At 73.8% G+C, this 25,437-nt stretch carries 22 protein-coding genes and 1 pseudogene; 7 read left to right on the top strand and 16 right to left on the bottom strand.

Annotated elements, in window-relative coordinates:
• Positions 1-97: 97 nt before the first annotated feature.
• The 12 genes from moeZ to MID12_RS08725 all read right to left on the bottom strand — a co-directional run bounded on the left by moeZ (position 98) and on the right by MID12_RS08725 (position 15,820).
• Positions 98-1,276: an adenylyltransferase/sulfurtransferase MoeZ gene (gene moeZ / locus MID12_RS08675; RefSeq protein ID WP_263165828.1), complete on the bottom strand. Its 1,179-nt coding sequence runs from the start codon at positions 1,274-1,276 to the stop codon at positions 98-100.
• Positions 1,277-1,338: 62 nt separating this feature from the next.
• Positions 1,339-2,118: a spherulation-specific family 4 protein gene (locus MID12_RS08680; protein ID WP_040248574.1), complete on the bottom strand. Its 780-nt coding sequence runs from the start codon at positions 2,116-2,118 to the stop codon at positions 1,339-1,341.
• Positions 2,106-3,065, bottom strand: a complete 960-nt coding sequence (locus tag MID12_RS08685; RefSeq protein WP_040248577.1) for an NAD-dependent epimerase/dehydratase family protein — start codon at positions 3,063-3,065, stop codon at positions 2,106-2,108. The genes MID12_RS08680 and MID12_RS08685 overlap by 13 nt, the downstream gene beginning before the upstream one ends.
• Positions 3,066-3,254: 189 nt before the next feature.
• Positions 3,255-4,934, bottom strand: coding sequence for a hypothetical protein (locus MID12_RS08690; RefSeq protein WP_317633366.1), 1,680 nt, complete (start codon positions 4,932-4,934; stop codon positions 3,255-3,257).
• Positions 4,931-7,153, bottom strand: coding sequence for a GT4 family glycosyltransferase PelF (gene pelF / locus MID12_RS08695; RefSeq protein ID WP_411576927.1), 2,223 nt, complete (start codon positions 7,151-7,153; stop codon positions 4,931-4,933). The genes MID12_RS08690 and pelF overlap by 4 nt, the downstream gene beginning before the upstream one ends.
• A gap of 190 nt (positions 7,154-7,343) precedes the next feature.
• Positions 7,344-9,029, bottom strand: coding sequence for a dipeptide ABC transporter ATP-binding protein (locus MID12_RS08700; RefSeq protein ID WP_263165832.1), 1,686 nt, complete (start codon positions 9,027-9,029; stop codon positions 7,344-7,346).
• On the bottom strand, positions 9,026-10,015 hold the full coding sequence (locus MID12_RS08705; protein ID WP_263165835.1) for an ABC transporter permease: 990 nt from the start codon (positions 10,013-10,015) through the stop codon (positions 9,026-9,028). Before MID12_RS08705 ends, MID12_RS08700 begins: the two co-directional genes overlap by 4 nt.
• A complete protein-coding gene (locus MID12_RS08710; RefSeq protein WP_052482200.1) occupies positions 10,012-11,046 on the bottom strand; it encodes an ABC transporter permease in 1,035 nt (344 codons plus the stop codon). Before MID12_RS08710 ends, MID12_RS08705 begins: the two co-directional genes overlap by 4 nt.
• Positions 11,047-11,048: 2 nt before the next feature.
• On the bottom strand, positions 11,049-12,770 hold the full coding sequence (locus MID12_RS08715; protein WP_263165837.1) for an ABC transporter substrate-binding protein: 1,722 nt from the start codon (positions 12,768-12,770) through the stop codon (positions 11,049-11,051).
• A gap of 229 nt (positions 12,771-12,999) precedes the next feature.
• Complete coding sequence (locus MID12_RS32255) at positions 13,000-13,092, bottom strand: Ms4533A family Cys-rich leader peptide (protein ID WP_312885288.1); 93 nt, start codon at positions 13,090-13,092, stop codon at positions 13,000-13,002.
• Between the two features lie 68 nt (positions 13,093-13,160).
• On the bottom strand, positions 13,161-14,057 hold the full coding sequence (locus MID12_RS08720; RefSeq protein ID WP_317633367.1) for a DUF3152 domain-containing protein: 897 nt from the start codon (positions 14,055-14,057) through the stop codon (positions 13,161-13,163).
• A gap of 785 nt (positions 14,058-14,842) precedes the next feature.
• Positions 14,843-15,820, bottom strand: a complete 978-nt coding sequence (locus MID12_RS08725) for an alpha/beta fold hydrolase (protein ID WP_052482201.1) — start codon at positions 15,818-15,820, stop codon at positions 14,843-14,845.
• Between the two features lie 285 nt (positions 15,821-16,105).
• Here MID12_RS08725 and MID12_RS08730 point away from each other — a divergent pair, with 285 nt between their 5' ends.
• From MID12_RS08730 to MID12_RS08745, 4 genes are all read left to right on the top strand, one after another.
• Positions 16,106-16,330 carry a hypothetical protein gene (locus tag MID12_RS08730; RefSeq protein ID WP_040248589.1) on the top strand — a complete coding sequence of 75 codons (225 nt, stop codon included), beginning with the start codon at positions 16,106-16,108 and terminating at the stop codon, positions 16,328-16,330.
• Between the two features lie 207 nt (positions 16,331-16,537).
• The gene (locus MID12_RS08735; protein WP_040248591.1) at positions 16,538-17,167 is read left to right on the top strand and encodes a TetR/AcrR family transcriptional regulator; all 630 of its coding nucleotides are present in this window, start codon (positions 16,538-16,540) and stop codon (positions 17,165-17,167) included.
• 172 nt (positions 17,168-17,339) lie between these two features.
• On the top strand, positions 17,340-17,567 hold the full coding sequence (locus MID12_RS08740) for a DUF3107 domain-containing protein (protein WP_040248593.1): 228 nt from the start codon (positions 17,340-17,342) through the stop codon (positions 17,565-17,567).
• Between the two features lie 274 nt (positions 17,568-17,841).
• On the top strand, positions 17,842-18,105 hold the full coding sequence (locus tag MID12_RS08745; protein WP_040248596.1) for a hypothetical protein: 264 nt from the start codon (positions 17,842-17,844) through the stop codon (positions 18,103-18,105).
• Between the two features lie 129 nt (positions 18,106-18,234).
• Here the strand turns inward: MID12_RS08745 and MID12_RS08750 are convergent, their stop codons facing one another.
• Positions 18,235-18,963 carry a ferritin-like fold-containing protein gene (locus MID12_RS08750; RefSeq protein ID WP_040256640.1) on the bottom strand — a complete coding sequence of 243 codons (729 nt, stop codon included), beginning with the start codon at positions 18,961-18,963 and terminating at the stop codon, positions 18,235-18,237.
• A 531-nt stretch (positions 18,964-19,494) separates the two neighbouring features.
• Between MID12_RS08750 and MID12_RS08755 the strand changes: the two are divergent.
• Positions 19,495-21,782 (top strand): annotated as a pseudogene (locus tag MID12_RS08755) (DEAD/DEAH box helicase).
• Positions 21,779-22,699, top strand: coding sequence for an alpha/beta fold hydrolase (locus MID12_RS08760; protein ID WP_263165844.1), 921 nt, complete (start codon positions 21,779-21,781; stop codon positions 22,697-22,699). The pseudogene MID12_RS08755 and the gene MID12_RS08760 overlap by 4 nt, the downstream one beginning before the upstream one ends.
• Before the next feature lie 22 nt (positions 22,700-22,721).
• Here MID12_RS08760 and MID12_RS08765 read toward each other — a convergent pair whose 3' ends face one another.
• The 3 genes from MID12_RS08765 to MID12_RS08775 form a co-directional block, all read right to left on the bottom strand.
• Entirely contained in the window at positions 22,722-23,426 is a 705-nt protein-coding gene (locus MID12_RS08765) for a Clp protease N-terminal domain-containing protein (protein ID WP_263165846.1), read from the bottom strand.
• Between the two features lie 32 nt (positions 23,427-23,458).
• The gene (locus MID12_RS08770) at positions 23,459-23,863 is read right to left on the bottom strand and encodes a hypothetical protein (protein ID WP_263165848.1); all 405 of its coding nucleotides are present in this window, start codon (positions 23,861-23,863) and stop codon (positions 23,459-23,461) included.
• Positions 23,864-24,086: 223 nt separating this feature from the next.
• Positions 24,087-24,995, bottom strand: a complete 909-nt coding sequence (locus MID12_RS08775; protein ID WP_263165851.1) for an NYN domain-containing protein — start codon at positions 24,993-24,995, stop codon at positions 24,087-24,089.
• 271 nt (positions 24,996-25,266) lie between these two features.
• Between MID12_RS08775 and MID12_RS08780 the strand changes: the two genes are divergently transcribed.
• Positions 25,267-25,413 (top strand): hypothetical protein, encoded by a 147-nt coding sequence (locus tag MID12_RS08780; RefSeq protein ID WP_163011107.1) that lies wholly within the window; start codon positions 25,267-25,269, stop codon positions 25,411-25,413.
• Positions 25,414-25,437 lie beyond the last annotated feature (24 nt).

The raw sequence follows: 25,437 nt of genomic DNA on the forward strand, positions 1-25,437 counted from the left end.
ATGGCGCCGGAGAGGACGGGCCCGCGCAAGTAGCCCCCTGGCAGGGGCCGTTGAGCTGCTGCGCTGGTGCGCTGCTGGTCCGCTGGACCGCCGCGGCTCAGTAGACCGGCTTGTCCGGTTCGATCTGGTTGACCCAGCCGATCACGCCGCCGCCGACGTGCACGGCGTCGGAGAAGCCCGCGGACTTCAGCACCGCGAGGACTTCCGCACTGCGGACACCCGTCTTGCAGTGCAGGACGATCTTCTTGTCCTGGGGCAGGCCGGTGAGCGCGGTGCCCATCAGGAACTCGTTCTTCGGGATCAGCCGGGCGCCGGGGATGGAGACGATCTCGTACTCGTTCGGCTCGCGGACGTCGATGATGTCGATGTTCTCGCCGTCGTCGATCCACTCCTTGAGCTGCTTGGGAGTGATCGTGGACCCGGCGGCGGCCTCCTGGGCCTCCTCCGAGACGACGCCGCAGAAGGCCTCGTAGTCGATGAGCTCGGTGACGGTCGGGTTCTCGCCGCAGACCGCGCAGTCCGGGTCCTTGCGGACCTTGACCTGGCGGTACTGCATCTCCAGGGCGTCGTAGATCATCAGGCGGCCGACCAGCGGCTCGCCGATGCCCGCGAGCAGCTTGATGGCCTCGTTGACCTGGATCGAGCCGATGGAGGCGCAGAGCACGCCGAGCACGCCGCCCTCGGCGCAGGAGGGGACCATGCCGGGCGGCGGCGGCTCCGGGTAGAGGCAGCGGTAGCAGGGGCCGTGCTCGGACCAGAAGACCGAGGCCTGGCCGTCGAAGCGGTAGATCGAGCCCCAGACGTAGGGCTTGTTCAGGAGCACGCAGGCGTCGTTGACCAGGTACCGGGTGGCGAAGTTGTCGGTGCCGTCGACGATCAGGTCGTACTGGCCGAAGGTCTCCAGGACGTTCTCGGACTCCAGGCGCTCCTGGTGCAGGACCACCTCGGTGTACGGGTTGATGCCCTTGACGGTGTCCCGGGCCGACTCGGCCTTGGAGCGGCCGATGTCGGCCTGGCTGTGGATGATCTGGCGCTGCAGGTTCGACTCGTCGACCTCGTCGAACTCCACGATGCCGAGCGTGCCGACGCCGGCCGCGGCCAGGTACATCAGGGCCGGGGAGCCGAGTCCGCCCGCGCCCACGCAGAGCACCTTGGCGTTCTTCAGCCGCTTCTGCCCGTCCATGCCCACATCGGGGATGATCAGGTGGCGGGAGTACCGGCGGACCTCGTCTACGGTGAGCTCGGATGCGGGCTCGACCAGGGGTGGCAGCGACACGGGGGCTCCGTTGGTCGGATGTCAAAACGGCAGTTCTTGCCGTAACACTGCCACGCGCTTCTTCATTCCGAGACACCTGTCCCGCCGTGCGAGACGAACGCGTCCCAGTAGCCGGGCATGGTCTCCCAGGGCGCGGCGGCCGATCCGCGGTCCGTACGGTCGGTGAAGCAGACCGTGCCCGCGCCCTGCCAGCGGGCGATGCGCAGCGCCTCCTCCAGATGGCCCGCGGGCAGCGAGTGGACCAGATGGCAGAACCGCTCCGGCGGGTAGTCCGCGGTCCACTCGGCCGCCTGCGACCAGCGGTAGTCGCTCCAGGGCCCCTCGAAGGTGATCAGCTGGTCCCCGCTCTCCGCGTATCCCGGGTACGGGTGGCCGCCGTGCCCGAGGACCACATGCGCCGTCGGGGACCGGCCGGGACCCTCGCGCCCGGCGGCGGCGAGCGCGCGCAGGGTGGCGACGGTGCGGCGGACCTCCGGCAGGGCGGCGCGCTCGGTGGGGCACCGGTCGAGCAGGAAGCCGTCGGCCAGGTACCAGTCGAGGTAGCGGTGCGCCTCGGAGACCACCTCGCCGAAGGCGCGGGCCCCGTAGGTGAGGTCGAGGTGGCCGAGGACCCGCACCCCCGCCTTGCGCAGGCGTCCGGCGGCGGCCAGGCAGTGCGGGTCGGGGCGGTCGCCGGGGCCGTGGCCCGCGTTGAGGACGACCCAGTCCACCGGGGTGCCGGGCCGGGTCAGCTCGGCCCACTCGGCCGGGGCGAGCAGCGGGTGGGCGAGCCCCGGGACCCCGATGCCGACGCCGGAGGGGGCGGTGGCCGCGGCGGCGCGCGGGCTGATCAGATGCGGCATGCCGCCTCCATCCAGATGTCGGCGAGCGACTCCTCCAGGACGATCCGGGGCCGCCAGCCGAGCCGGTCGCGGGCGGTGCGCACATCGGCCTGCTGCCAGCTGCCGCAGCCGTCCGGGTACGGGCTCACCGGCCCCGGGTGGTCGTGGTGCTCCCCGCGCGGGTGGCCGATGGGGCCGCGCACCGGGTGCTGGGGGCCGTCGAGTTCGTGCAGGGTGCCGCCGTACCCGGCGACCCGGGCGAGGGTGGCGGCGGCGTCCCGCAGCCGCACCGCGCGGCCGGAGCCGATGTTGACCACGCCCTGCGCGGCGGAGAGCGAGGCGGCGTGCACGGCGCGCGCCACATCGCGTACGTCGACGAAGTCGCGCTGGACGCCGAGCCCGCCGAGCTTCAGCTCGCCGTCGCCGGACTGCATGGCCCGGCGCATCGCCTCGGCGAGCCTGCCGAGCGGGGAGCCCGCCGGGGTGCCGGGCCCCGCGGGCGAGAAGACCCGCAGCACCACCGCGTCCAGACCCGAGCCGAGTACCAGCTCGGTGGCGGCCAGCTTGCTCACCCCGTAGGGGCCGCCGGGCCGGGGCACCGCGTCCTCGGCGGTGGAGGAGCCGGGCTGGCTCGGCCCGTACTCGGCGCCGCAGCCCAGCTGGACCAGCCGGGCCCCGCAGCCGCTGCGGCGCAGCGCCTCGCAGACGGTGGCGACGGCGACGGTGTTGTGCCGGGTCAGCTCGCGGGCGCCGCCGCGGGTGGCCCCGGCGCAGTTGATGACCACGCCGGGGTGCACCGCGTCCAGGAAGCGGGTCAGCGCGCCCGGGCTGCCGCCCGCGAGGTCGAAGCGCACATCCGCGTCGTCGCCCCGGCCGAGGGCGGTGAGCTGCACGGCGGGGTCGGCGAGCAGCCGCTCGGCGACGAAGCGGCCCAGGTATCCGTTGGCTCCCATCAGCAGCACCCTCATCGGGCACCTCCACGGGTGGTGCGCTCCCGCGGTGGGAGAACGGTCGTCCCAGGAGGAAGAGCAGTCATCTTGGGTGTCCCTTCGAGGTGTTGCCGTGGATCGGAAGTCGGGGGGTGGCGCGGTCCCCGGGGTCCGAAGGACCGCGAGGATCCGGTCGGTGGGGGTCCGGTCAGTGGGGGTCGGTCGCCGTCACGGCGCGTCCTCCCGGTGCGCGTGGGCCGAGGCCCGGGTGAGGGTGCGCAGGGCGTGCAGGAGCAGGACGAGCGCGCCGGCGCCGAGGATCAGGGCGGGCACCAGGCCCGGACCCTGCCGCTCGACCAGGCGCTGTACGGGGACGGCGAGCAGTTCGCAGCCCGGCAGCCGCCCCGCGAAGACGGTGGCGAGCGCCAGGGCCTCGGTGAGACCGGCGGCGGCGAGCACCACCGCCGGGGCGTGGGTGAAGCCGCGGGCGAGCAGCAGCCGGGAGAGCAGCAGGAGGGCGCCGAGCGTGCCGGCCGCTCCGTAGCCCGGGCGCTGGTCGAGCAGTTCGGCGGTGAGGGTGAGCAGCAGGCCGAGAACGAGCAGGAAGAGGGCGAGGCAGCCGAGGAGCAGCGGCCGGGCCCGCGCGGTGAACTCCGCCAGTCCCCGGCTGCCCGCGAGCCTGCGCCCCGCCGCGGAGGCGAAGAGCTGGGCGCACCAGATCGCGGGCGCCACCGCGCAGGCGAGGGCGAGCAGCGGGGCGCTCGCCACCGGCCCCGGTACATCGGGCCCACCGGTGACGGCGGCCCACAGCAGCCCGTCCCCGGCCAGGGCGTAGGTGAGCAGCCAGCAGATCCACACCCGGGTGCCCGGGGTGAAGTGGTGCCGCCCGCCGAGCGGCCCCCGCTCCAGCGCCGGTACGAGCCCGAGCGCGACCGCGAGCACCCCGGCCACGGCCACCGCGAAGTGCAGCTGCCCGTCCGTGTGCTGGAGCCCGAGCACCGCCAGGGCACAGGCCGCCCCGGGCAGCAGCGCGGTGAGCGCCCAGCCGGGCCGGTTGCCCGACTCGACACGCGCGGCGGGGAGTTGGCCGACCTCCGGCTCACGGGGCACCCGGGCGTACATCTCCTCGGCGAGCGAGAAGACATCCCGGTGCCGGAAGCGCGCCGCGGTCCGGTCGGTGATCCCGTGCGCCTCCAACCCGGCCGCGATCTCCAGCGGATCCACGGCCCGCTCACACAGCTCCCGGTGCCGGTGCAGCAGCGCCTTGACCGGGTCGACGGCGGGGCGGCGGGCGGTCGTGGTGGTGGGGGCGGGGGGTTCGGAGGCTTCGGAGGGTTCCGGAGTTGCTACGGGGTCGGGGGGACCCGGTGCGTCCACGGGGATCGGGGCGGGCGGGAGCGGCGCGACCGAGGCGAACGGCTCGGCGGAGGCGGGGTGTTGGGCGGAGAGGGGCGGCTCGGCGGGGGTGGAGGGGGCGGGGTGCGGGGGTGGTTCGGTGGACGAAGAGGGTTCGGGGGGCGAGGGCGACTCGGCGGGCGCGGACGGTTCGGTGCGCGCGGACGGTTCGGTGTGCGCGGATGGCTCCTGGCGCGCGGACGGCTCCGGGTCGCGGGCGGTCGGTACGGAGGGGCCGGGGGTGCCGGGGCCGCCCGAGCCGCCGGGTGCCGGGGCCGAACGGCCGCCCGGTGAGGGGAGGTTGGGCCTCCCCTGGCCGGGATCCTGCTCCGGGCTCGTGGAGCCGTCGGCGGGGTCCGGGCCGGGCGGACCGGGTACCGGCCGGGCGGGACCCGGGACGGTCGGGGTGGCCGCCGGGCTGTCGAGGGCCTGTTCCGAGGCGCTGTCCCAGGCGCCGGGGCTGGCGGGGGTGCCGGGCGAGTCCGGCGGTGCGGAGTGCCGTTCGCGACTCATCGGGCCACCTCCCCGGCGGCCACCGGGACAGCGGTCCGGGGATCGGCGGTCCGCGGATCAGCAGTCCCCAGATCAGCGGTCCGCGGATCGGCCTCCGGCGGGGATTCCTGGGCCAATGGCAGCAATTCCCGGCCCAGTTGGGGATCCCCGGCAGCTCGGGGGCCCTCGCCCGCCGGGGCTTTCCCGCTCTGGGCGGCAGCGTGACCCATGGGCTCCGGGCGGGCGTCGGTAGCAGTAGCTCTGGCGGCGGCCCGGGCGGCGTCGACAGCCGCATCGATGTCGGGAACGGGGCCGGTGTCGGGGGCGGGACCGGTGTCGGAGGCGGTGTCGATATCGGCACCGGTGTCGGGGCCAGTGTCGACATCGGAGTCGGCACCCGAAGTACCGCCCCCCGCAAGGGACTTCAGCGGTCCACGGCCCCCCGGCCCAGCCGCCCCCCACCCCCGCTGAGTCGTTTCGCCAGCCGGTCCACCGGCCGTCCCGCCGCCCGCCGTACCAGCCCTCGCGCGGTCCCCCGAGGAGGTAGGCGTCCGGGCCCACCTCGGTCTCCCCGGATGCCCTTCACGCCAGCGCGCGGGTCTCGCGCCGCTCTCGGTGGCTTCGGCGGCCGTCCAGTGGCCGGGGAGGTGGGCCTCCGCGGGGACGGCGAAGGGCAGGGGTTCACCGGCGGCGTCGAGGAGTTCGCGGGGGACGGGGCAGTGCGAGACGATCTCCAGGTAGAGGGCGCGGAAGGCCTCGATGTTCTGCTCGACGGTGAAGAGTTCGAGCGCCCGGGCACGCGCCGCCGCGCCCAGGCGCTCGCGGCGCGCGGGGTCGCGCAGCAGGCCGAGGCACGCCTCGGCGAGCGCCCGCGGATTGCGCGGCGGCACCACGAGCCCCGTACCGCCGATGACCTCGACCACGGCGCCGACGTCCGTGGAGACGGTGGCCCGGCCGCAGAACATCGACTCGACCAGGCTGATCGGGAAGCCCTCCACCACGCTGGAGAGCACGACCACGGCGCCCGCGGTGTACGCGGCGGCCAGGTCCGGGACCTCGGGCGAGCCGATCTCCTCGAAGGAGACGGGGTTGACCCCGACCTCGTGCGCCCCCGCGGCCTCGTCGGGGAAGAGCTGGGCGGCGAGCACCCGGCACTGGGCGAGGTAGGCGGCGGCCTCCTCCCCCTCGGCGGGCGCCCCGATCACCCGCAGCCGGACGCCGGGGCGCTCCCTGCGGACGGCGGCGAAGGCGTGCAGCAGGCAGACCAGGTCCTTGGCGGGGTCGACGCGGCCGATCCAGACCAGGGTCTCCCGGTCGCCGCGGCCGGTGCTCTCCCCCGCCTCGGCGAAGCGGGCGGCGTCCATGCCGGGGTAGACCAGGCGCAGCTTGGCGCGCTCGGCGCCGCAGCGCTCCTGCCAGCGCCGGGCATGGGAGTTGCCGGGGGTGATCAGCGCCGCGCGCGCGTAGACCTCCTCGGCGAGGCGGCCGTGGAAGGCGGCGAGCAGGGCCCGTACCGCGGGTCCCGACCGGGAGGCGTCCCCGGCGCCGAGGTAGTGCGCGCGCAGCTGCACGCCGTACTCGGTGACGAGCAGCGGCACCCCGTGCAGCCGCTGGGCGAGCAGTCCGGGCAGGGCCGCGCTGCCGCCGCTCGCGGCGTGGCTGAGGTCGGCGGCGGCGAGCCCGTCCTCGGCGTACCAGTCCAGGGAGAGCGGGCGCAGCGCGCGTTCGATGTGCGCGGTGACGTCCAACAGGTCGCCGACGCGGGCGAGTTGGGCGGCGCGCGGGGCGCCGGGCGCGCGGCAGGCGCGTTCGAGGGCGCGTACGGCGGTCTCGGAGCGCAGGGCGGCGGCGAGTCCGCCCTCGGTGCGGGCGAGGTCGGCGAGCCCGTACAGCGCGTTGCGGAAACGGTCCGCCTGGGGGGCGTGCTCCTCCCCCGGCGGCACCGGCCGGGGCTCGGTCAGGGCGGCGGCGAGCTCGGCGTAGAGCGCGGCGAAGCGGCGGCGGGCGCGCCTGCCGAGCGCGGGGCCCTCCTCGGGCGGCGTCCACAGCGGGGCGGTCCGCACCCGGGCGACCCCCCGCGGCAGCCGGACCCAGCCCTCTTCCTCCTGGCGGCGGCTGCGGCTGAGCGCGTAGAGGTCGAATTCGTGCGGCCCGAGCCCGCGTACGAGCCGGTCGCACCAGAGTCTCGCCTCGCCGCTCACATACGGATAGCCGCCCTCGGTCAGCAGTCCGATACGCACGCGCACACCTCCGATCTCCGTTGAGGGGAGCCGTGGTTGACCGCACGGCCCGCAGCGGAGACGAACGTATGCGGACATGTCGATGGCGCGACGGACAACCGTCCGTCGCGCCATCAGAAGGGGTGAACGCGCGTAACTTTCCCAGAGGTATGACGTTTACCCGCGAGAGGGGCAGTTCGGTCACCCGGTGTCAGGTGAGGGCCAACTCCTTGCGGACGGCGCGGCGTTCCGCCGCCGCGTCCGGGTCGAGCGCGGGGACCGCCGCGAGCAGCTCCTTGGTGTACGGGTGTTGCGGCGCACCGTAGACCTGCTCGGCCGGTCCGTACTCCACGATCCGCCCGCCGCGCATCACCGCCACCTGGTCGCTGACCTGCCGCACCACGGCGAGGTCATGCGCCACGAAGACCAGCGCGATCCCCAACTCCCGCTGGAGTTCGGCCAGGAGCGCGGTCACCTGGGCCTGGGTGGTGACATCGAGGGCGGAGACCGGTTCGTCGCAGACGATGATCTCCGGTTCGGCGGCGAGCGCCCGGGCGATGCCCACCCGCTGGCGCTGGCCGCCGCTGAACTCGTGCGGATAGCGGTCGTAGTGGTCCGCCCGGAGGCCCACCCGCTCCAGGAGGGAGGTGACCCGCTCGCGGATGCCCTCCTCGTCCCGCCGCCCCTGGGCGCGCAGCGGGTCGGCGATGGACTCCCCGATGCTGCGCCGGGGGTTGAGCGAGGAGACCGGGTCCTGGAAGACCATCTGGAGCCGGGGCCGCCCGCCCTGCCGCCGTTCGCCCGCCTGCTTCCGGGCACGGGTCTCGCCCGGCCCGGAGTCTTCACCGAGTTCCCGGCCGCCCTCCTGACCCGATCCCGCACCCGGCTCCTGACCGGTGAACTGGAGCCGCCCCGCGGTCGGTTCGAGCAGGCCGACGATCATCCGCCCGAGGGTGGACTTGCCGCTGCCGCTCTCCCCCACCACGCCGAGCGTCTGCCCCTGGTACAGGGTGAGCGAGACATCCTCGACCGCCGCGAAACGGTGCCGCCCGCGGCCGAACTCCTTGCGCAGTCCGTCCAGTTGGAGCACCGGCTCCGCCTCGGCGACCTGGCGCTCGCGGGCGTCCTCCAGCCGCGGTACGGAGCGCAGCAGCTCCCGGGTGTACGTCTCGCGGGGCGCCGAGAGCACCTCGCGGACCGGGCCGCGCTCCACCGCGCGGCCCCCGCGCATCACCAGGATCTCGTCCACGCTCTCCGCCGCGACCCCCACGTCGTGGGTGACCAGGAGCAGTCCGAGACCGGTCTCCTGCCTCAACTGGTGCAGCAGGTCGAGGATCTGGGCCTGCACGGTCACATCGAGGGCGGTGGTCGGTTCGTCGGCGACAAGCAGCCGCGGCTCGCAGGCGAGCGCCATCGCGATCAGCGCGCGCTGGCGCATGCCGCCGGAGAACTCGTGCGGCCGGGAGCGCGCCCGCCGGGCGGCGTCGGGGATGCCGACCCGGTCGAGCACCTCGACCGCCCGGGCCCTGGCCGCCCGCCGGCCCGCCTTGTGGTGCACCCGGTACACCTCGGCTATCTGGGCGCCGACCGCGTAGTAGGGGTCGAGCGAGGAGAGCGGATCCTGGAAGACCATCGCGGCGAGCCCGCCGCGCAGCCGCCTCAACTCCCGTTCCCCGGCGGCCCCTACGTCGACACCGGCGACCTCCACCGAGCCGGAGAGCCGGGCCCCGGTGCCGTGGTGCAGCCCGAGCAGGGCCGCCGCGACCGTGCTCTTGCCGGAGCCGGACTCGCCGACCAGGGCGAGCGCGCCGCCCTCGTCGAGGCGGAAGGAGAGCGCGTCGACGGCCCGCAGTCCGCCGAAGTCGACCGTCAGGTCCTGGACGTGGACAAGGCTCATGAGAGCACCACCCGTCGGTCGGCCACCGCGTACAGCAGATCGGCGACGGCGTTGGCGAACACCACGGCGAAGCCGACGGCGAGCATCACGCCCACCACGATCGGCAGGTCCACCACCTGTACGGCGTGCACCAGTTCACGCCCGATGCCGGGGATACCGAACAGCGACTCGGTCAGCACCGAGCCGCCGACCAGGGCGCCGATGTGGTTGGCGTTGAGGGCGATCAGCGGGGCGAGCGCGCCGCGCAGGGCGTGCCGCCCGACGATGGTGCGCTCGGGGACCCCGTACGCCCGGAAGGTACGGATGTGGTCCTCGGCCAGGGTCTCCAGCATCGAGGAGCGGGTCATCCGCGCGAAGGTGGCGGCCTCGGCGAGGGCGAGGGTCACCCAGGGCAGCAGCAGGTTCCAGGCCCACTGCTCGGGGTCCTCCCCGAAGGGCACGTACTGCGGGAAGGGCAGCAGCTCCCACTGCCCGCAGACCAGGACCATCAGGACCAGACCGACCACGAAGACCGGCACCGCGGTCCCCGCCAGGGTCAGCGTGGTCAGCACCCGCTCGGTGAGCCCGCCGCGCCGCCAGGCCGAGAGGATTCCGGTGCCGACCCCGAGGATCAGCCAGAGCACCACGGCCCCGGCGGCGAGCGAGACGCTGGCCGGGAGCTTGTCCAGAAGCAGCTCGGTGACCTCCTGGTCGCTCTGGTACGAGAGGCCGAGGCAGGGGGCGTCGCAGTGCAGCACGGCCGTACCGGTCGAGTAGTCCTGCCCGGCGAACAGGCCGGTGAGGAAGTGCCAGTAGCGGACGTAGAGCGGGTCGTCCAGGTGGAGTTGGGAGGCGACCTGCCGGACCTGCTCGGGCGAGCAGCGGGGCCCGCAGCTCAGCTGGGCGACGTTGCCGGGGGCCAGGTAGAAGACGGCGTAGACCAGGACGGAGATCACGAAGAGGGTGAGGACGAGTCCGCCGAGGCGGCGCAGCACGAAAGAGGTCATGCGGCACCGTCCTTGCGCGGCGCGGTGTCCACGGCCGGGGCCGCCGGGCCCTGCCCCGCGCGGGTGCCGACCCGCAGCCGTCCGGCGGCCCGCGGGTCGAGCGCGGTGCGCACCCCGTCGCCGAGCACGGTCAGGGCGAGCACGGCGGTGAAGAGCAGTCCGGCGGGCAGCAGCAGGTACTGGGGTGCCGCCTGGTACCAGACGTCCGCGGAGGCGAGCATCTGCCCCCAGGAGGCGGTCGGCGCCTTGACGCCGACGCCGAGGAAGGAGAGCGCGGACTCGATGACGACATTGACCGGGAAGAGCAGCGCCGAGTAGGTGAGCACCGGCGCCGCGAGTCCGGGCAGCAGTTCCCGGCGGGCGATCCGCCAGGTGTTCCAGCCGCTGAGCCGCGCGGCGGCCACGTAGTCGAGGGACTTCAGGGTGATGGTCTGGGCCCGCACGATCTTGGCGATGGTGCCCCAGGCGACGAGCCCGATGATCAGCGCGACGAGCAGCGGGCGCGGGAAGTCCTCGGGCACGACGGCGAGCATGGCGAGGGCCATCACCACCAGCGGCAGCGCGATCACCACATCGGTGAGCCGGTCGAAGAGCTGGTCCACCCACCGGTTGCCGAGCCCGGCGGCGAGCCCGACCGAGACCCCGACCGCGACCTGGATCAGGGTCGCGCCGAGCGCCACCCCGAGGGAGACCTGGGCGCCCTCGGCGAGCCGGGCGAACAGGTCGCGCCCGGTCTGCGGTTCGACGCCCAGCCAGTGGCTCCCGCTCGCGCCGCCGAAGGAGCCGATCGGCACCCCGCCGCGGGCGGAGTCGACCAGCTCGGGGTGGTAGGTGGTGGAGTCCGCGCCTTCGAGCAGGATGAGCAGGGGGGCGGTGAGGGCGAGCAGTACGAGGACCCCCGCCACCGCCGCCGCGAAGAGGGCGGCCCGCTGTGCGCGCAGCCGCCGCCAGAACGTCCCGGCCCCGGCGGCCGGGGCGGACACCGCGACGGCGTCCACCCCGACCGGGGAGACCGACTGAGCCTCACTCATGCCTACTTGACCGCGACCTGCGAGATGTCGAGCACACCGGTCCAGTCGCTGATCACGATGTTCCGGACGTCCTTGCCGTAGAGCCGCTTGTAGACCGGGTGGGTCAGCGGGACGACCAGCGCCTGCTTGCCGATCTTCTCGTCCAGGGCTCCCCAGCGCCCGGCGGCCTCGTCCAGGTCGGTCAGCTTGTTGATCTCGTCGATCTCCTTGTTGACCGCGGGGTCGTCCAGCTGGCCGGTGTTGAAGTTGGCGCCGTCCCGGACGATCTGCCGTCCGTCGAAGATCGGGGCGAGGAAGGGGCCGCCGGAGGGCCAGTCGGCGCCCCAGCCCGTGAGGAAGAAGCCGGGCTCGTCCTTCACGCTGTGGATGACGTCGCCGTACTTGTTGTCCTCGAGTCCCTTGAGGGACACGGTGATTCCGGCCTTCTTCAGGGCGTCCTGGAGGGCGGCCGCGGTCTCCGGGTTGCCGCGTCCCACCTTGGTGCTGGAGTGGGTGAGCGTCACCTTCAGGCCGTTCTTGTAGCCGGCCTCGGCGAGGAGCTTCTTCGCCTTGGCCGGGTTGCCCGTCTTCCCGGCCGGGAAGTGGTCGTGGCCCGTGGAGCCGAAGGCCTTCTGCTCGGGCAGGAAGGTGGTGGCGGGCTCGGCGAGCGAGGAGCCGCCGGCCGCGTTGACGACGGAGGTGCGGTCGACGGCGTAGGCGATCGCCTGGCGCACCTTCGGGTTGTCGAAGGGCTTCACCTTCGGGTTGAAGGCGATGTAGTCGGTGTAGCCGAAGTGGCCGGTGCCGACCCGGGCGGCCAGCTTCTTGTCGCCGGTGATCTTGGACAGCTCGGCCGGGCCGAGGTTGGTGTCCGTGGTGACGGCCGCCGCGTCGGCGCCGGTGGAGGCGGAGAGGCGCTGGTTGACGACCGAGGGGTCGAGTCCGGAGCGCACATCGATCCGGTCCGGGTAGGCGAACCGCTCCTCGTCGGTCTCCCGCGACCAGTGCGGGTTGCGCTTCAGGGTGATCCGCTCCCCGTCGTTCTCGTTCTCGACCACCTGGTACGGCCCCGAGGAGACCGGGTGCTCCTCGTACTTGCTGCCCTTGTCCTTGGCCTTGGGCACCGGCGCGAACTGGGTCTGGGTGGCGAGGAGCGGGAACTCGCCCTCGGGCTTGTTCAGCCGGAAGACGATCGTCCGCTCGTCCGGGGTCTCGATCGAGTCGAGGCCCTTCTCGCCCTTGTCCTTGTACGGGCCCTGGTAGTCGGCCCCGCCGATCAGCCAGTCCCGCAGATAGGGCGCCCCGCCGGAGAGCTCGGCGGCGAAGGACCGCTCGATGCCGTACTTGATGTCCGCCGAGGTGATCGGCGAGCCGTCCTCGTACTTCAGGCCCTTCTTCAGGGTGTACGTCCACACCGTGGCGTTCTTGCTGGCCTTGCCGGTGTCCGTGGCGAGGTCGGGGACCACCTCGGTGCCCTTGGCGCCGTCCTCGCGGTTGCGGGTGGTCAGGGTGCGGAAGACCAGCGAGGGGACGTTGCCGCCGCCGGAGGTGTAGAGCCGGGCCGGGTCGAAGTCCGTCTGGGGCTCGGAGTTGAGGACCCGCAGGGTGCCGCCCTTCTTCGGCTTCGCGTCGTCGCCGGAGGCGGCATCGCTGTCCTCAGGTCCGCAGGCGGCAGCGCCCGAGGCCAGGACCAGGCAGACGGATGCCGCTGCCACGCGGCGGGCTATGACGGACGATTGACGCATCGGAAGGCGACCTCTCAGGAGTGCTGCGGGAACCGCGAAGAGCGGGAGCGAGCGGGAACACGGGAATCACGGAAGAGCCGGTTCCGCCCCTGGGCGGGCACGTCGAGGAGGTCAGCGGGCACCGGAGCACACCGGTGCCCGCGACATCACGGGGAGAGCCGCGCGGCGGCCCTGGAGCGGGCCGGGCCGGGACGGCGGGAGAAGCTGACGTACGCGCCGGGGGCGGTGGTCAGCGACAGTGGATATCGGCCACGCACAGTGCGGTCACGCCGAAGAGCGCCAGCTCAAGAGCGGCGTTCTGGGCAGCACGGTGGGACGACATGCGCAGAAATATGGACGAGTTCGCGCCGGATGTCAACGCGGCTCCGGCGCACTCGCCTCCGGCGCACGTCAACTGTTGGGATACACCCAGGCGTTGGGCTTGCAGCTGATGCCCTCGTAGCTGAGGAACTTGGTCTGCTGCTGCATGACCGGCGCGAGGGCGCCGTCCCGGGTGCAGGTCACATGGTTGAAGCCGAGCCGGTGGCCGACCTCGTGGTTGATCAGCATCTGCCGGTACGGGTGGATCAGCTTGTCGCCGAAGGTCTCCGCGCCCTGCGCCCAGCGGTAGGCGTTGATCATGACCCGGTCGGTGGCCGCCGAGTCGCAGGAGACATTGTCCTGGGTGGTGTCGAGGCCGGACTTGGCGCACCAGTCCGCGGTGGTCCCGGGACTTGCCAGGGTGATCACGAAGTCGGGGGTGCCGGAGGAGACCCGCTCGAAGGTCCGGCCGCCGCCGTGCGCCCAGCTCCGCTCGTCGTTCAGGGTCTTCTGCACCGCGGTGGCGAACAGGCGGCTGTCCAGGCCGAGTCCCTTCTCCACGTCGATCCGGTAGCGGAAGAGCTGGCCCTTGCCGGGCGCCTTCGCGAAGCCGGGCACCGCCTCGAAGTCGCCGGGGCCGTCCAGCTTCGCGTCCAGCGGGAAGACCGTCGCCATCTTCTCCGCGTACGTCACCGGCTTCGGGTCCGCGTGCGGCTTGCTGTCGGCGGGGGTGGGCCTGCGGTCGGAGCGCGAGGCCGAGTCCTCCTTGTCGCGCTCGCCGCCCGCGGCGCCCTGCGCCCGGGCGTCGCCGTCGCGGCCGGTGAACTGCCCGGCGACCACGACGGCCAGCACGGTGGTCACCGCCGCGGCGGCGATTCCGGTCATGGCCCGGCTCTTGCTCCGCGCGCGGGCCCGGCGGGGCTCGCCGGTGGTCTGGTCGGCGGTGTCGTCGGTGGTCGGCGGTGTCGTCCGCGTGTCGAGTGCCACGTCTTCGTCCTCCGGTTCAGCTGCCGGGGTCGGGTCGGGGGGAAGAGCGGTGGAGGACCCGGTGGCGGACGAGGTGGGGGCTCCGCTGCGCGGAGTGAACACGGACTCGTCGTCGAAGGCGTCGAGGTATTCCTGACGCGGACCGCCGGGACGAGGCGCGGGTATGAAGGCGGCCCCGCGACCGGAGGTGGTCGCCTGGGCCGGAGCGGACGGAGCGGAGGGGACCGGCCGCCCGGGAGGAGCGGTCGCAGCGGAGCCGCGCGGCGGACCGGCCTGCCCCGGCGCCCCGCCGAGACGGCCCCAGCCGCCCCCGGCCTCCCGCTGCTCGGGGTGCCCGCCGCGGACCCGGGGGGTGCCCTGGGCGGGGGTGCCGTCGAAGGGCGGACGGGGGGTGCCGCGGGCGGGAGTTCCGTCGGTACGGGGACGGGGCGTGCCGTGGGCGGGGGTGCCGTCGAACGGCGGGCGGGGCATCCCGTGTGCCGGGGTGCCGTCGAAGGAGGGGCGGGGGGTGCCGTGCGCGGGGGTGCCCTCGGTGCGGGGGCGGGGGGTGCCGGGCGGTGGGGCGGCTGCCGAGGGGCCCGCGGTGGGGCGGGGGGCCGGGGTGGGCCGCGAGGCCGGGGCCGCTTCGGGGCGGAGGGGGGGGTGGTGCCGCCGGGCGGGGTGTCGGTGGCGCCGTCGCGGCGCCTGCGGCCTCTGCCGCCGGCCGCGCCCGGCACTACCGGGAGGGCACCTGTGTCGCTGTTGTCCGCCGGTCCGCGGCGCCTGTGACGTCCCACTTCCCTGCCTCAGCTCCCCGTCGCCGCGCGGCTCAACTCGCCTGTCTCCGCGAGGAGTTCACGGAAGGCGTCGGCCACGGTGTCCGGGTATTCCATCATCGCCACGTGTCCGGCCTCCGGCAGGGTGAGCAGTCGGGCGTCGCGGAAGGCGCGGGCGGCGCGCCGGGCCATGCGAAAGGCGACCAGTTGGTCCCGGCCGCCGTAGACGAGGAGCGTGGGTGCGAGGACCCGTTCGGCCTGCCGCCACAGGCCGTACCGGCCGCTGAGCGTATAGGCGTTGACGATGCCACGAGCCGAGCGTGCCATGGCGTCCCAGAAGTACGGAAGGGCGAGTCGCCGCTCCATCTCCTCGACGGCGGCGGTGACTTCCTCGGGGGTGACCCGGCGCGGGTCCCCGTAGCAGAGGGCCATCACGCCGCGTACCCGCTGCTCGGGGGTCCAGTCGCGGCTGATGCGGGTGAAGAGCCTGGCCACTCCGGGCACCGCGAGCAGTCCGGTCGGCACCGCGGTGCGCTGCACCCGCAGCTCCGGCAGGGCCGGGGAGACCAGGGTGAGGGTGCGCACCAGATCGGGGCGCAGGGCGGCGACCCGGGTGGCGACGGCCCCGCCCATGGAGTTGCCGAGCAGGTGGACCGGCTCCCGGCCGCGGGAGTCGAGGTAGCGGATGACCGCGCGGCAGTGGCCGCTGATCGAGTAGTCGCCGTCGTCCGGGGGCGGGGAGTGCCCGAAGCCCGGCAGGTCGAGCGCCTCGCCGTCCACCGCGGTGTCGAGCCGCCGCATCAGCGCCGACCAGTTCGTCGAGGAACCGCCGAGCCCGTGCACGTACAGCGCCCGCGGCAGCCCCTCGGCGGCGGGCGGGCGCGCGCGCACCGTCAGGGAGAGCCCCGGCAGCGCGACCGACCGCACCCGCTCGCCCTCGGCGGCCCGCACCGGGGCCGGTGTGGGCACGGCGGCGGCGAGTGCGCCGGGCAGGTCGGTCGAAGACATGGGGGCAATGTTACGAGACGATCACGCACAGAACCGTGTGTTCGGCGTCACAGATTGCCTGGCGCGGGTTTGAACCGTCTCCTACCCTCGTAAGGGCGGCTCCCCGGGGCAAAATGGGCACATGCGTACGCGGGTGTCGCCGGTGTTCGCCGGGCTGCCGCGGCAGAGACACAGGAGACGGACGCTGCCGGAGCGGCCACGGGCACAGATAAGGCGGCTGGTGTACCCGGCCCCGTACCGGGCACGCGCCCGGCAGCCGCAGACCGCGACCCGGGAAGAGGACATATGACCGTCGACCCGACCGATCCCGAGACCTTCGAGGAAGGCACCGTCCCCGCGAACCCCGTGGAGGCCGAGGCCTCCGAGGGCGACGCGGCCGAGCAGCAGGCCGACCTCGCCCCGCTGCGGGACGAACCCGTACCCCCCGAGCGCTCCACCGACGAGGCGGACGAGGCGGACCGCGCCGAGCAGTCCCGGGTGGTCGCCCTGGACGAGGACGACTACCGCTGAGGACCGCCGGCGGGCACCGCCGAGGGCCCGGGGCAGCGTCACGATTCCTCCATGGCGGCGGCCGGACCTCACCTTTTGCCTGGCTATCGCCCCATTCCGGCCCGGCCCCGGCCTGAATTTCTGTGCCCGCACCACGCACAGCCGGGTTACCGAAAAGTACGATGGCGTGCCGGCGCACCTCGCGCCTGGTCGATCTTGGGAGGCGGCGTGACAGCCACAGAGCAGACAGAGGCAGCACGCCCGCGGGGAACACGGCTGCCGCGGCGTGCCCGTCGCAACCAGCTCCTGGGCGCGGCCCAGGAGGTCTTCGTCGCCCAGGGCTACCACGCGGCGGCGATGGACGACATCGCCGAGCGCGCGGGCGTCAGCAAGCCGGTGCTCTACCAGCACTTCCCGGGCAAGCTGGACCTGTACCTGGCCCTTCTCGACCAGCACTGCGAGTCGCTGCTCCAGGCGGTCCGCGCGGCGCTGGCCTCCACCAACGACAACAAGCTGCGGGTGGCGGCCACCATGGACGCCTACTTCGCGTACGTGGAGGACGAGGGCGGCGCCTTCCGGCTGGTCTTCGAGTCGGACCTGACCAACGAGCCCGCGGTGCGCGAGCGGGTGGAGCGGGTCGGCCTCGACTGCGCGCAGGCCATCTCCGCGGTGATCGCCGAGGACACCGGTCTGCCCGAGCAGGAGTCGATGCTGCTCGCCGTGGCCCTCGGCGGGGTCTCCCAGGTGGTCGCCCGCTACTGGCTCTCCAGCAAGAGCGGCATCCCGCGCGACAAGGCGGTGGAGCTGCTGACCTCGCTCGCCTGGCGCGGCATCGCCGGTTTCCCGCTCACCAACTAGGGCCCGGCGGTTTCCCGCTCACCGACCAGGGCCCGGCCGCGCCGCTGTTCCCGTCCGGTGTTCGCTACCGGCATGTGCGCACGGCGCCTGAGGGGTCCCGCGGCCCGGCTAGGGTGTGCCAGGTACCGCGCGGACGGCCGCGCACATCACTGACCGTCGGAGGGACAAAGCCGTGGAGGTCAAGATCGGCGTGCAGTACGCGCCGCGCGAGATCGTTCTGGAGAGCGGCCAGAGCGCCGAGGAGGTCGAGGCCGCGGTGGCCGAGGCCCTGGCGGGCAAGTCGCCCCTGCTGAGCCTCGTGGACGACCACGGCCGCAAGGTCCTGGTGCCCTCGGAGAAGCTCGCGTACGTGGAGATCGGCGAGCCCACCGCCCGCAAGGTGGGCTTCAGCGCACTCTGAGGCCTCCCGGCCGGGGAACGGCCGCGGCGGGGCCCGCGCACGGAGGAAGGCCCGGTGGTCCGTCGACCGCCGGGCCTTCGCCGTGTCCCGCGGGACTCCGCCGTGCGCCGCGGTCTTCGCCGCCGGTGCGTACGGAGCGGTGCGCACGGAGCGGTGCGCACCCCGTACGCACCGGCCGGGCACATCCTCCCCACAGGGCAGGGTTGCGCTTTGCCGTCCGGGGGTAGACCGGCAGTGACCGATACGCACCTGGCCTGCGCGGGAGGGACCACTCATGATCGTCGAGGCGCTCGGCTCCGCACTTCTCGGCCTGGCCCTGGCCTATCTGGCCGGACGCCTGCTCGCGGACCGGCTTCCCGGCCGGAATCTGGTCCTGCCGACCGGCCTCGCGGGCGGACTGCTCGGCGCCTTCCTCACCCACAGCGCGCTCGGCGCGGGCCATCTGCTCGCCACCCTGGCGGGCGGCGTCCTGGTGGCCGCGGCGGTGCTCTCGCTGCTGATCAGGCCCCGCCGGATGCACCACTCCGCGCACGCCTGAGCCGCGTACGCCGAAGAGAGCGCGCCGCCTCGGACTCCGTGGGCCTCGGACTCCGTAGGCCTCAGACCGCGTACGTCTGAGGCCGTTCACTTCCGTATGTGCAGGTGAGCCGCGTGTACCGCTGACCGCTCAGGCGGCGAGGCCGAGGGCGGCCATCCGCTTGGTGTGGGCCTCGGTGATCCGCGAGAACATCTTGCCGACCTCGGCGAGGTCGAAGCCGTCCGCGAGGCCGCCGACGAGCATCGTGGAGAGCGCGTCGCGGTCCGCCACCACCCGCTGCGACTGCGAGAGCGCCTCGCCCATCAGGCGGCGGGCCCAGAGCGCGAGCCGCCCGCCGACCCGGGAGTCGGCCTCGATCGCGGCGCGCACCTTCTCGACCGCGAAGCTGGCGTGGCCGGTGTCGTCGAGGACCCCGAGCACCAGGTCGCGGGTGTCCGAGTCGAGGCGGGTGGCCACCTCGCGGTAGAAGTCGCTGGCGATCGAGTCGCCGACGTAGGCCTTGACCAGGCCCTCCAGCCAGTCCGAGGGCGCGGTCTGGCGGTGGAAGCCGTCCAGCGCGGAGACGAAGGGCTCCATGGCCTCGCCCGGTACCGCGCCGATCGAAGCCAGCCGGTCCCGCAGCCGCTCGAAGTGGTGGAACTCCGCCGAGGCCATCTTGGCCAGCTCCGCCTTGTCCGCGAGGCTCGGCGCCAGCTTCGCGTCCTCCGCGAGCCGTTCGAAGGCGGCCAGTTCGCCGTAGGCGAGCGCCCCGAGCAGGTCGACCACCGCCGCGCGGTACTGCGGGTTGCGGGAGGCCGCCGCCCAGTCCTGCGAAGCGACGGGGGCGGGCTCGGCGGGGGCGTTGTCAGGCGTCGTCATGGAGTGCACGATAGCCGTCTCTCAGGGGCCCGGAAGTTCCTGGTCATCGAGTGTGACGACGGCTACGCGAGTCGATCGGCCATTCGCAGATGCGTCAATCCGGGGTATGGTGGTAAAGCGCCCGCAGGATTGCGCAGCCTTTTCGCCCGGCCTGTTCCGGGTCGGCGGATTGGCGACGCGTCCCGGCGGGCAGTCACGAATGAGGATGCCCGGTCGGTGGCCCGATCGGCTCCGACCCGACAGCCCTCCGGCGGTACGGCACAGTCGCGTACGGCTCAGGAGGGGCCCTCCGCGGTAAGAGCGCTCGAGCGTCGGCAGTGGTCCCTTGCCACTCGGCCCGCCTCGCAGGTGGCCGGTTTCCCGGCACGGTCACGACCCCCGCGTTCGCCTCGCGCCGCGTCTCACAGAAGAGGCATCACCCTGAGTACCGAGCCTACGCAGACCACGACTTTCCGAGACCTCGGCATCCTCGCCGAGACCGCCGAGGCCCTGGAGGCCGTCGGCATCACCACTCCCTTCCCGATCCAGGAGCTGACCCTCCCGGTCGCCCTCTCCGGCACCGATGTGATCGGCCAGGCCAAGACCGGCACCGGCAAGACCCTCGGCTTCGGCCTGCCCCTCCTGGAGCGGGTCACCGTACCCGCCGACGTGGAGTCCGGCCGGGCCGCCCCCGAGGACCTCACCGACGCCCCGCAGGCCCTCGTCGTCGTCCCCACCCGCGAGCTGTGCACCCAGGTCACCAACGACCTGCTCACCGCGGGCAAGGTGCGCAACGTCCGGGTCCTCGCGATCTACGGCGGCCGCGCCTACGAGCCCCAGGTGGAGGCGCTCAGGAAGGGCGTCGACGTCATCGTCGGCACCCCCGGGCGGCTGCTCGACCTCGCGGGCCAGAAGAAGCTCAACCTCGGCCATGTGAAGAGCCTGGTCCTGGACGAGGCCGACGAGATGCTCGACCTGGGCTTCCTGCCCGACGTCGAGAAGATCATCAACCTGCTGCCGGTGCGCCGCCAGACCATGCTGTTCTCGGCCACCATGCCGGGCGCCGTGATCGGCCTCGCCCGCCGCTACATGTCGCAGCCCACCCACATCCGCGCCACCGCGCCGGACGACGAGGGCGCCACCGTTGCCAACACCGCCCAGCACGTCTTCCGGGCGCACTCGATGGACAAGCCGGAGATGGTCGCCCGGATACTGCAGGCCGAGGGCCGCGGTCTGGCGATGATCTTCTGCCGCACCAAGCGCACCGCCGCCGACATCGCCGAGCAGCTCCAGCGCCGCGGCTTCGCCTCCGGCGCGGTCCACGGCGACCTGGGCCAGGGCGCCCGCGAGCAGGCGCTGCGCGCCTTCCGCAACGGCAAGGTGGACGTGCTCGTCTGCACCGATGTCGCCGCCCGCGGCATCGACGTCGGGGGCGTCACGCACGTCATCAACTACCAGTGCCCGGAGGAGGAGAAGACCTACCTCCACCGCATCGGGCGGACCGGCCGGGCCGGCAAGTCCGGCACCGCGATCACCCTGGTCGACTGGGACGACATCCCGCGCTGGCAGCTCATCAACAAGGCGCTGGACCTGGCCTTCAACGACCCGGTCGAGACCTACTCCACCTCCCCGCACCTCTTCGAGGAGCTGCGCATCCCCGCGGGCACCAAGGGCGTACTGCCCCGCTCCGAGCGGACCCGCGCCGGACTCGGTGCCGAGGAGGTCGAGGACCTCGGCGAGACCGGGGGCCGCGGCCGCGCGCCGCGTACCCAGGAGCGGGAGCGCGAGCGCCCGGCGCGCACCCCGCGCCGCCGTCGCCGCACCCGCGGCGGCCTGGAGGGCAAGGCCAGCGGCACCGCCGAGGCACCGGCCACCGAGGCACCCGCCGCCGAGGAGTCCGGCGAGCCGCGCACCCCCCGCGCCGTCGCCGCCGCACCCGCGCGGGCGCGGCGCCCGAGGCGGCCGCCCCGCAGCAGCCGGAGGCCGCCGCCGTGGCGGCCGTCGAGACCGCCGAGGGCGAGGCCGCCAACCCGCGCCGCCGCCGGACCCGCAAGAGCGCCGAGTCGGCGGCCGAGGCGGCCCCGGCCGCGCAGGCCGCCGAGGTGCCCGCCCAGCAGGACGGCGCGGAGGCCAAGCCCCGGCGCCGCACCCGCGCCAAGGCGTCCGCCGCCGAGGGCGCCGAGCAGCCCGCGGCCACCGCGGAGGGCGAGGCCGCGAAGCCGCGCCGCCGCACCCGCGCCCGTAAGAGCGCGGAGAGCGCCCCGGTCGCCGAGGCGGCCGTGGAGGGCTGAGCCCGCCGCACTCCCGCCGCAGGCGCGCAGACGGTAAGGCGCCGACGCGGTACGGGACTTGAGGCAGCAACCGGACGGCCCGGACCCCGCGAGGGATCCGGGCCGTTCGCGTGCTCCCGGGCGGCCTGGGGAGTTCGCGTGCTCCGGGCGGCCCGGGGCGTTCGCGTGCCCCGGGAGGGCCGGGCCGCTCAGGACTCCGGGGCGGGCAGGACCTCGCCGATCCCCAGGAGGGTCTTGAGGCCGGAGAGCAGCCGGTGCCAGCCGGTGCGCATCGAACTCCGGGACGGTGCTGCCGGGTCCGAAGCCCTCGTGGGTCACGGTGCGTCCGACCCTCTCGCCGAGCTGCTCGGTCCCGAAGGTCACCCGGGACCGCGGCTCGGCCGCCCTCCGCGCCCGCACCTCCTCGCCCATCGAGGCGGACTCGGCGAACTCCGGGGTGAAGGTGTGCCAGGTGCTCGCTCACCGGCTGCCGGGCCAGGTGAGGGCTGCATGTCAAAGGCCGGGGCCCGTACGCCCGCACCGGAGCGCCGGATAGCCTTCGGCGCATGAGCAGGCCCCCGACCTTCGCCCCGCCGCCCCGCGCCCGCGTCTACCGGCTGGAGACCGCCCGCGGCGGCTTCGCCGTGGTCGACTCCCCCGCCGCCACCGAGCGGGTCCGCGGCACGGCCCTGCTGCTGCCCGGCTACACCGGCTCCAAGGAGGACTTCGGCCCGCTGCACGAGATCCTCAACGCGGCCGGGTACCGCACGGTCGCCGTGGACGGCCGCGGCCAGCACGAGTCCGCCGGGCCGAAGGACGACCAATCGGCGTATGCGCAGGCCGAGTTGGCCGCCGATGTGCACGCCCAGGCGGCCGCGCTCGGCACCCCCCTGCACCTGCTCGGGCACTCGCTCGGCGGGCAGATCGCCCGGGCCGCGGTGCTGGACGACCACACGCCCTTCCGCTCCCTGACGCTGATGTCCTCCGGCCCCGCCGAGATCTCGGCCGCGCAGCAGGAGCGGGTGCGGCTGCTCGGCAGTGTGCTCGGCGAGATCGACATGGCCGAGGTCTGGGAGGCCATCCAGGCCTTCGAGCCGCCGGAGGAGGGCGAGCCCGGCGTCGACGAGGGCGTGCTCGACCCGGGCCCCGCGCGGCAGCAGCCCGAGGCCGCCGACCCGGACCGCTTCCGGCGCCGCTGGCTGCTCACCTCACCGGCCCAACTCCTCGCCACCGGAAGGCAGTTGTGCACCGAGCCGGACCGGGTCGGGGAACTCGCCCGGATTCCGCTGCCGCTGCACGTGATCTCCGGCGCCACCGACGGCATCTGGCCGGTGCCGCTCCTGGACGAGATGGCGCTGCGGCTCGGCGCCCGGCGCACGATCGTGCCGGGCGCCGACCACTCCCCCAACACCGACCGGCCGAAGCCGACGGCGACGGCGCTCGCGGCCTTCTGGGACGAGGTGGAGCCGTACGGCGAGCAGGGCTGACCGGCGGCCCTCCGGACGCGGCCTAGGCCTCCTCGCTGCCGGTGGAGCGCCGGGCGACCTCGGCCCGGACCGTCTCGCGCAACTCCTCGGGCGTGAAGCCGAGTTCGCGCAGGATTCCCGCGGCCGGGCTCGCCTCGACGCGGATCAGGCCGAGGAGCGAGTGCTCGGTGCCGACCCGGTCGTGGCCGAGGTCGACCGCGGCGGCGAGGGCCTGCTCGATGGCCTCCTTGCTCTCCGGCCGGAAGGCGATGTGCCCCCGCGGCGCCTTCTTCCCGGCCGGGGGCAGGGCCGCCTCGACAGCCTCGCGGACGCGCCGCTCCGCGCCGGTCTTCGCGAGCAGCACCTCGTACGCCAGGCCCTGCCGTTCGCCGAGCAGGCCGAGCAGGAGGTGTTCGGTGCCGATGAAGTCGTGCTTGTGGGTGCGGGCGGCCTCCTGGGCCAGCACGATGCTGTGCCGGTTGCGTTCGGTGAACCGGTCGAAGGGGGCGGGCGAATGGCGTTGCTGGGCGGCCTGCTTGGACACCCCGATGGCCTCGCCGACCTCGCTCCAGGAGGCACCGGCGCGCTTGGCCCGGCCCACGTAGTGGTCGACGAGCTGGTCACCGAGGTCGGCCAGGGTCTGATTGCGCAGCTGGGCCTCGCTGATGCGGGCCAGGTGGTCGGCGTCGGGGAACTCTTCGTCGAGGCGGGCGATCAGGTCGGCGAGGCTGATGTCGAGGGGACTCATGCGTCAAGCGTAGATTGACGATGAGCGGATCGTCAATCTGTTCTTGACGATGGGCCGCCCTGAGCGCGCGCGTTGCGGCGGCGGGCCAGGAAGAGGACGAGGAAGAGGCCGAGGGCGAGCGCGGCGAGGACCGCGGCCGTCACGAAGGGCCAGAGCGGATAGCCGGGCTCGCGGTAGCCGGGGTCGTTCGGGTGGTGGGCGCAGTCCGCGGTGATGTCGCAGGCCGCCCACTTGCCCGCCTTGAGGAAGAGTCCCGCCACCACGCCCAGTCCGGTGAAGCCCGCCCCGCACATCATCAGCAGCGCGACCAGGAGGTACCAGGCCTTGGCGGGCCGCAGCGGCGGCTGGGGCGGCCACTGGTCCGGCCAGCCCTCCGGTCCCTGCGGCTGCCGGGGCAGCCGGGGCCCCGGGGGCGGGTGGGGCGGCGGGGCGTTCATACGGGCGCGGCCTCTCGGAACGGCGTCGGTGGTGCCCCCATCCTGCGTGCCGGGCGGCACCACCGCCAGAGACGGCCCGGGCGCGGACGGGCCGGGAGCGGGCGACGACCGACCGCCGGGCGGGCATCCACCCGCACGCACGCCCGCCCGCCCAGTACAGCCTCTGCCCGTCCACTCAGTACAACGTCCGCCCGTCCGCTCAGTACAGCGTCCGCCCGTCCACTCAGTACAGCGTCTGTACGTGCTCCCAGAAGCCGTCCCGCAGGACGCGCCGCAGGTCGGACTGGCCGCGCAGCGAATACTGGAGCAGCCCCTCCGCCTCCACCAGGAGGTCCTGGTCCACCGAACCCGGCAGATAGGGATGCCCCGGCAGCAGCTCGGCGAGGGACTCGCGCCCCTTGGCGGCCAGCCAGCGGGCGGCGATCTGGGCCCCGACGAAGCGGACGTCCTCCCGGGTGGGCCGCTGCCCGGTGGGGGTCTCGGGGACGCTCAGGGTGCGGCGGGTGACGTACGGCTTGAAGAAGTCGAGGTCGAAGGTGCGCTGGCTGTCGACCTCCCAGAGCAGCGGCTCGGCCTGGTTGCGCGCGTCCGGGGCCTCGATGCCCCAGAGGTGGACCCGGGCGCCGTAGCCCTGGGCGGCCTCGACCGCCGAGACGAGGTCCTCGTCGCCGCCGATCAGGGCGGCGTCGCTGATGGCGCGGTGCCGGGCCAGGGACTCCAGGTCGCTGCGGATGAGGGAGTCGACGCCCTTCTGCTGGTTGTTGGCGTTGAGGTTGCCGAGGCGGACCTTGACGTCGGGCAGTTCGGCGATCGACTGCTGCTCGGCGGTGTGGATGCGGCGTCGGGCGCCGTCGTACCAGTAGACGCGCAGCAGCCTGCTGTCGGCGAAGAGGGTGCGGGCCTTGTCGATCAGCGCCTCGATGAGCCCTTCCGCGTCGAGGTCGAAGGAGCGCCGGTCCTCGGTCCCCGCGACCAGGCGCCCGGCGGCGGCGTAGACGTACCCCGCGTCCACGAAGATCGCGTGGGTGGAGGGGGTCTTGGCCACCTCGGCGAGCACGCGTTGCAGCAGTTCGTTGGTGCGGTCCAGGCGTGCCGCGAGGGCGGCCTCGTCGACTCGGTTGTCCTCGTTCATCGCGGCCCATTGTCCGGGCGGCGGCGCGGGGTGCACAAGCCGCGAGGGCCGCGATGCTTACGTGTCAGTAATTAGATACGCGAAAATTTTCTTTAGCGTAGGGAATCATTGGGTACTCCAGCCGGTTGTAGGGAGTGTGCGCGAGGCCCCGAGCGGCCTCGCAATCCACTCTTCACGGGCGGGCAACCGCCCCGATCCACCCGCGGGCAGAGAATCGTGCCCGCGGCAGCAGTTCTCCGCCAGGAGGATCACCCGAGGAAGGGAGAAGCCTGTGCGCTTCGAAATCATGCGCCTCGACGACGCCGGTGCCGCGATCGACAGCACCGTCGTGGACGCCGCCTCCGTCAACGGGATCGTGCAGCAGGCCGCCGCCACCGGGCAGCGCCTCTACATCCGGCCCGCCGAAGCGGCCTCGTAATTCCCGTATTCCGCACGGCCGTTA

Source organism: Streptomyces sp. SCSIO ZS0520 (assembly GCF_025643355.1).
In the GTDB taxonomy this organism is placed as follows: Bacteria; Actinomycetota; Actinomycetes; order Streptomycetales; family Streptomycetaceae; genus Streptomyces; species Streptomyces physcomitrii.

Bases quoted from the DNA above. Each gene is read 5' to 3' on its own strand.
- MID12_RS08715 (WP_263165837.1), bottom strand. From the start codon at position 12,770: ATGCGTCAATCGTCCGTCATAGCCCGCCGCGTGGCAGCGGCATCCGTC.
- MID12_RS08730 (WP_040248589.1), top strand. From the start codon at position 16,106: ATGACCGTCGACCCGACCGATCCCGAGACCTTCGAGGAAGGCACCGTC.
- MID12_RS08775 (WP_263165851.1), bottom strand. From the start codon at position 24,995: ATGAACGAGGACAACCGAGTCGACGAGGCCGCCCTCGCGGCACGCCTG.
- MID12_RS08710 (WP_052482200.1), bottom strand. From the start codon at position 11,046: ATGAGTGAGGCTCAGTCGGTCTCCCCGGTCGGGGTGGACGCCGTCGCG.
- MID12_RS08705 (WP_263165835.1), bottom strand. From the start codon at position 10,015: ATGACCTCTTTCGTGCTGCGCCGCCTCGGCGGACTCGTCCTCACCCTC.
- MID12_RS32255 (WP_312885288.1), bottom strand. From the start codon at position 13,092: ATGTCGTCCCACCGTGCTGCCCAGAACGCCGCTCTTGAGCTGGCGCTC.
- MID12_RS08725 (WP_052482201.1), bottom strand. From the start codon at position 15,820: ATGTCTTCGACCGACCTGCCCGGCGCACTCGCCGCCGCCGTGCCCACA.
- MID12_RS08745 (WP_040248596.1), top strand. From the start codon at position 17,842: ATGATCGTCGAGGCGCTCGGCTCCGCACTTCTCGGCCTGGCCCTGGCC.
- MID12_RS08685 (WP_040248577.1), bottom strand. From the start codon at position 3,065: ATGAGGGTGCTGCTGATGGGAGCCAACGGATACCTGGGCCGCTTCGTC.
- MID12_RS08770 (WP_263165848.1), bottom strand. From the start codon at position 23,863: ATGAACGCCCCGCCGCCCCACCCGCCCCCGGGGCCCCGGCTGCCCCGG.
- MID12_RS08750 (WP_040256640.1), bottom strand. From the start codon at position 18,963: ATGACGACGCCTGACAACGCCCCCGCCGAGCCCGCCCCCGTCGCTTCG.
- MID12_RS08690 (WP_317633366.1), bottom strand. From the start codon at position 4,934: ATGAGTCGCGAACGGCACTCCGCACCGCCGGACTCGCCCGGCACCCCC.
- MID12_RS08760 (WP_263165844.1), top strand. From the start codon at position 21,779: ATGAGCAGGCCCCCGACCTTCGCCCCGCCGCCCCGCGCCCGCGTCTAC.
- MID12_RS08680 (WP_040248574.1), bottom strand. From the start codon at position 2,118: ATGCCGCATCTGATCAGCCCGCGCGCCGCCGCGGCCACCGCCCCCTCC.
- MID12_RS08765 (WP_263165846.1), bottom strand. From the start codon at position 23,426: ATGAGTCCCCTCGACATCAGCCTCGCCGACCTGATCGCCCGCCTCGAC.
- MID12_RS08700 (WP_263165832.1), bottom strand. From the start codon at position 9,029: ATGAGCCTTGTCCACGTCCAGGACCTGACGGTCGACTTCGGCGGACTG.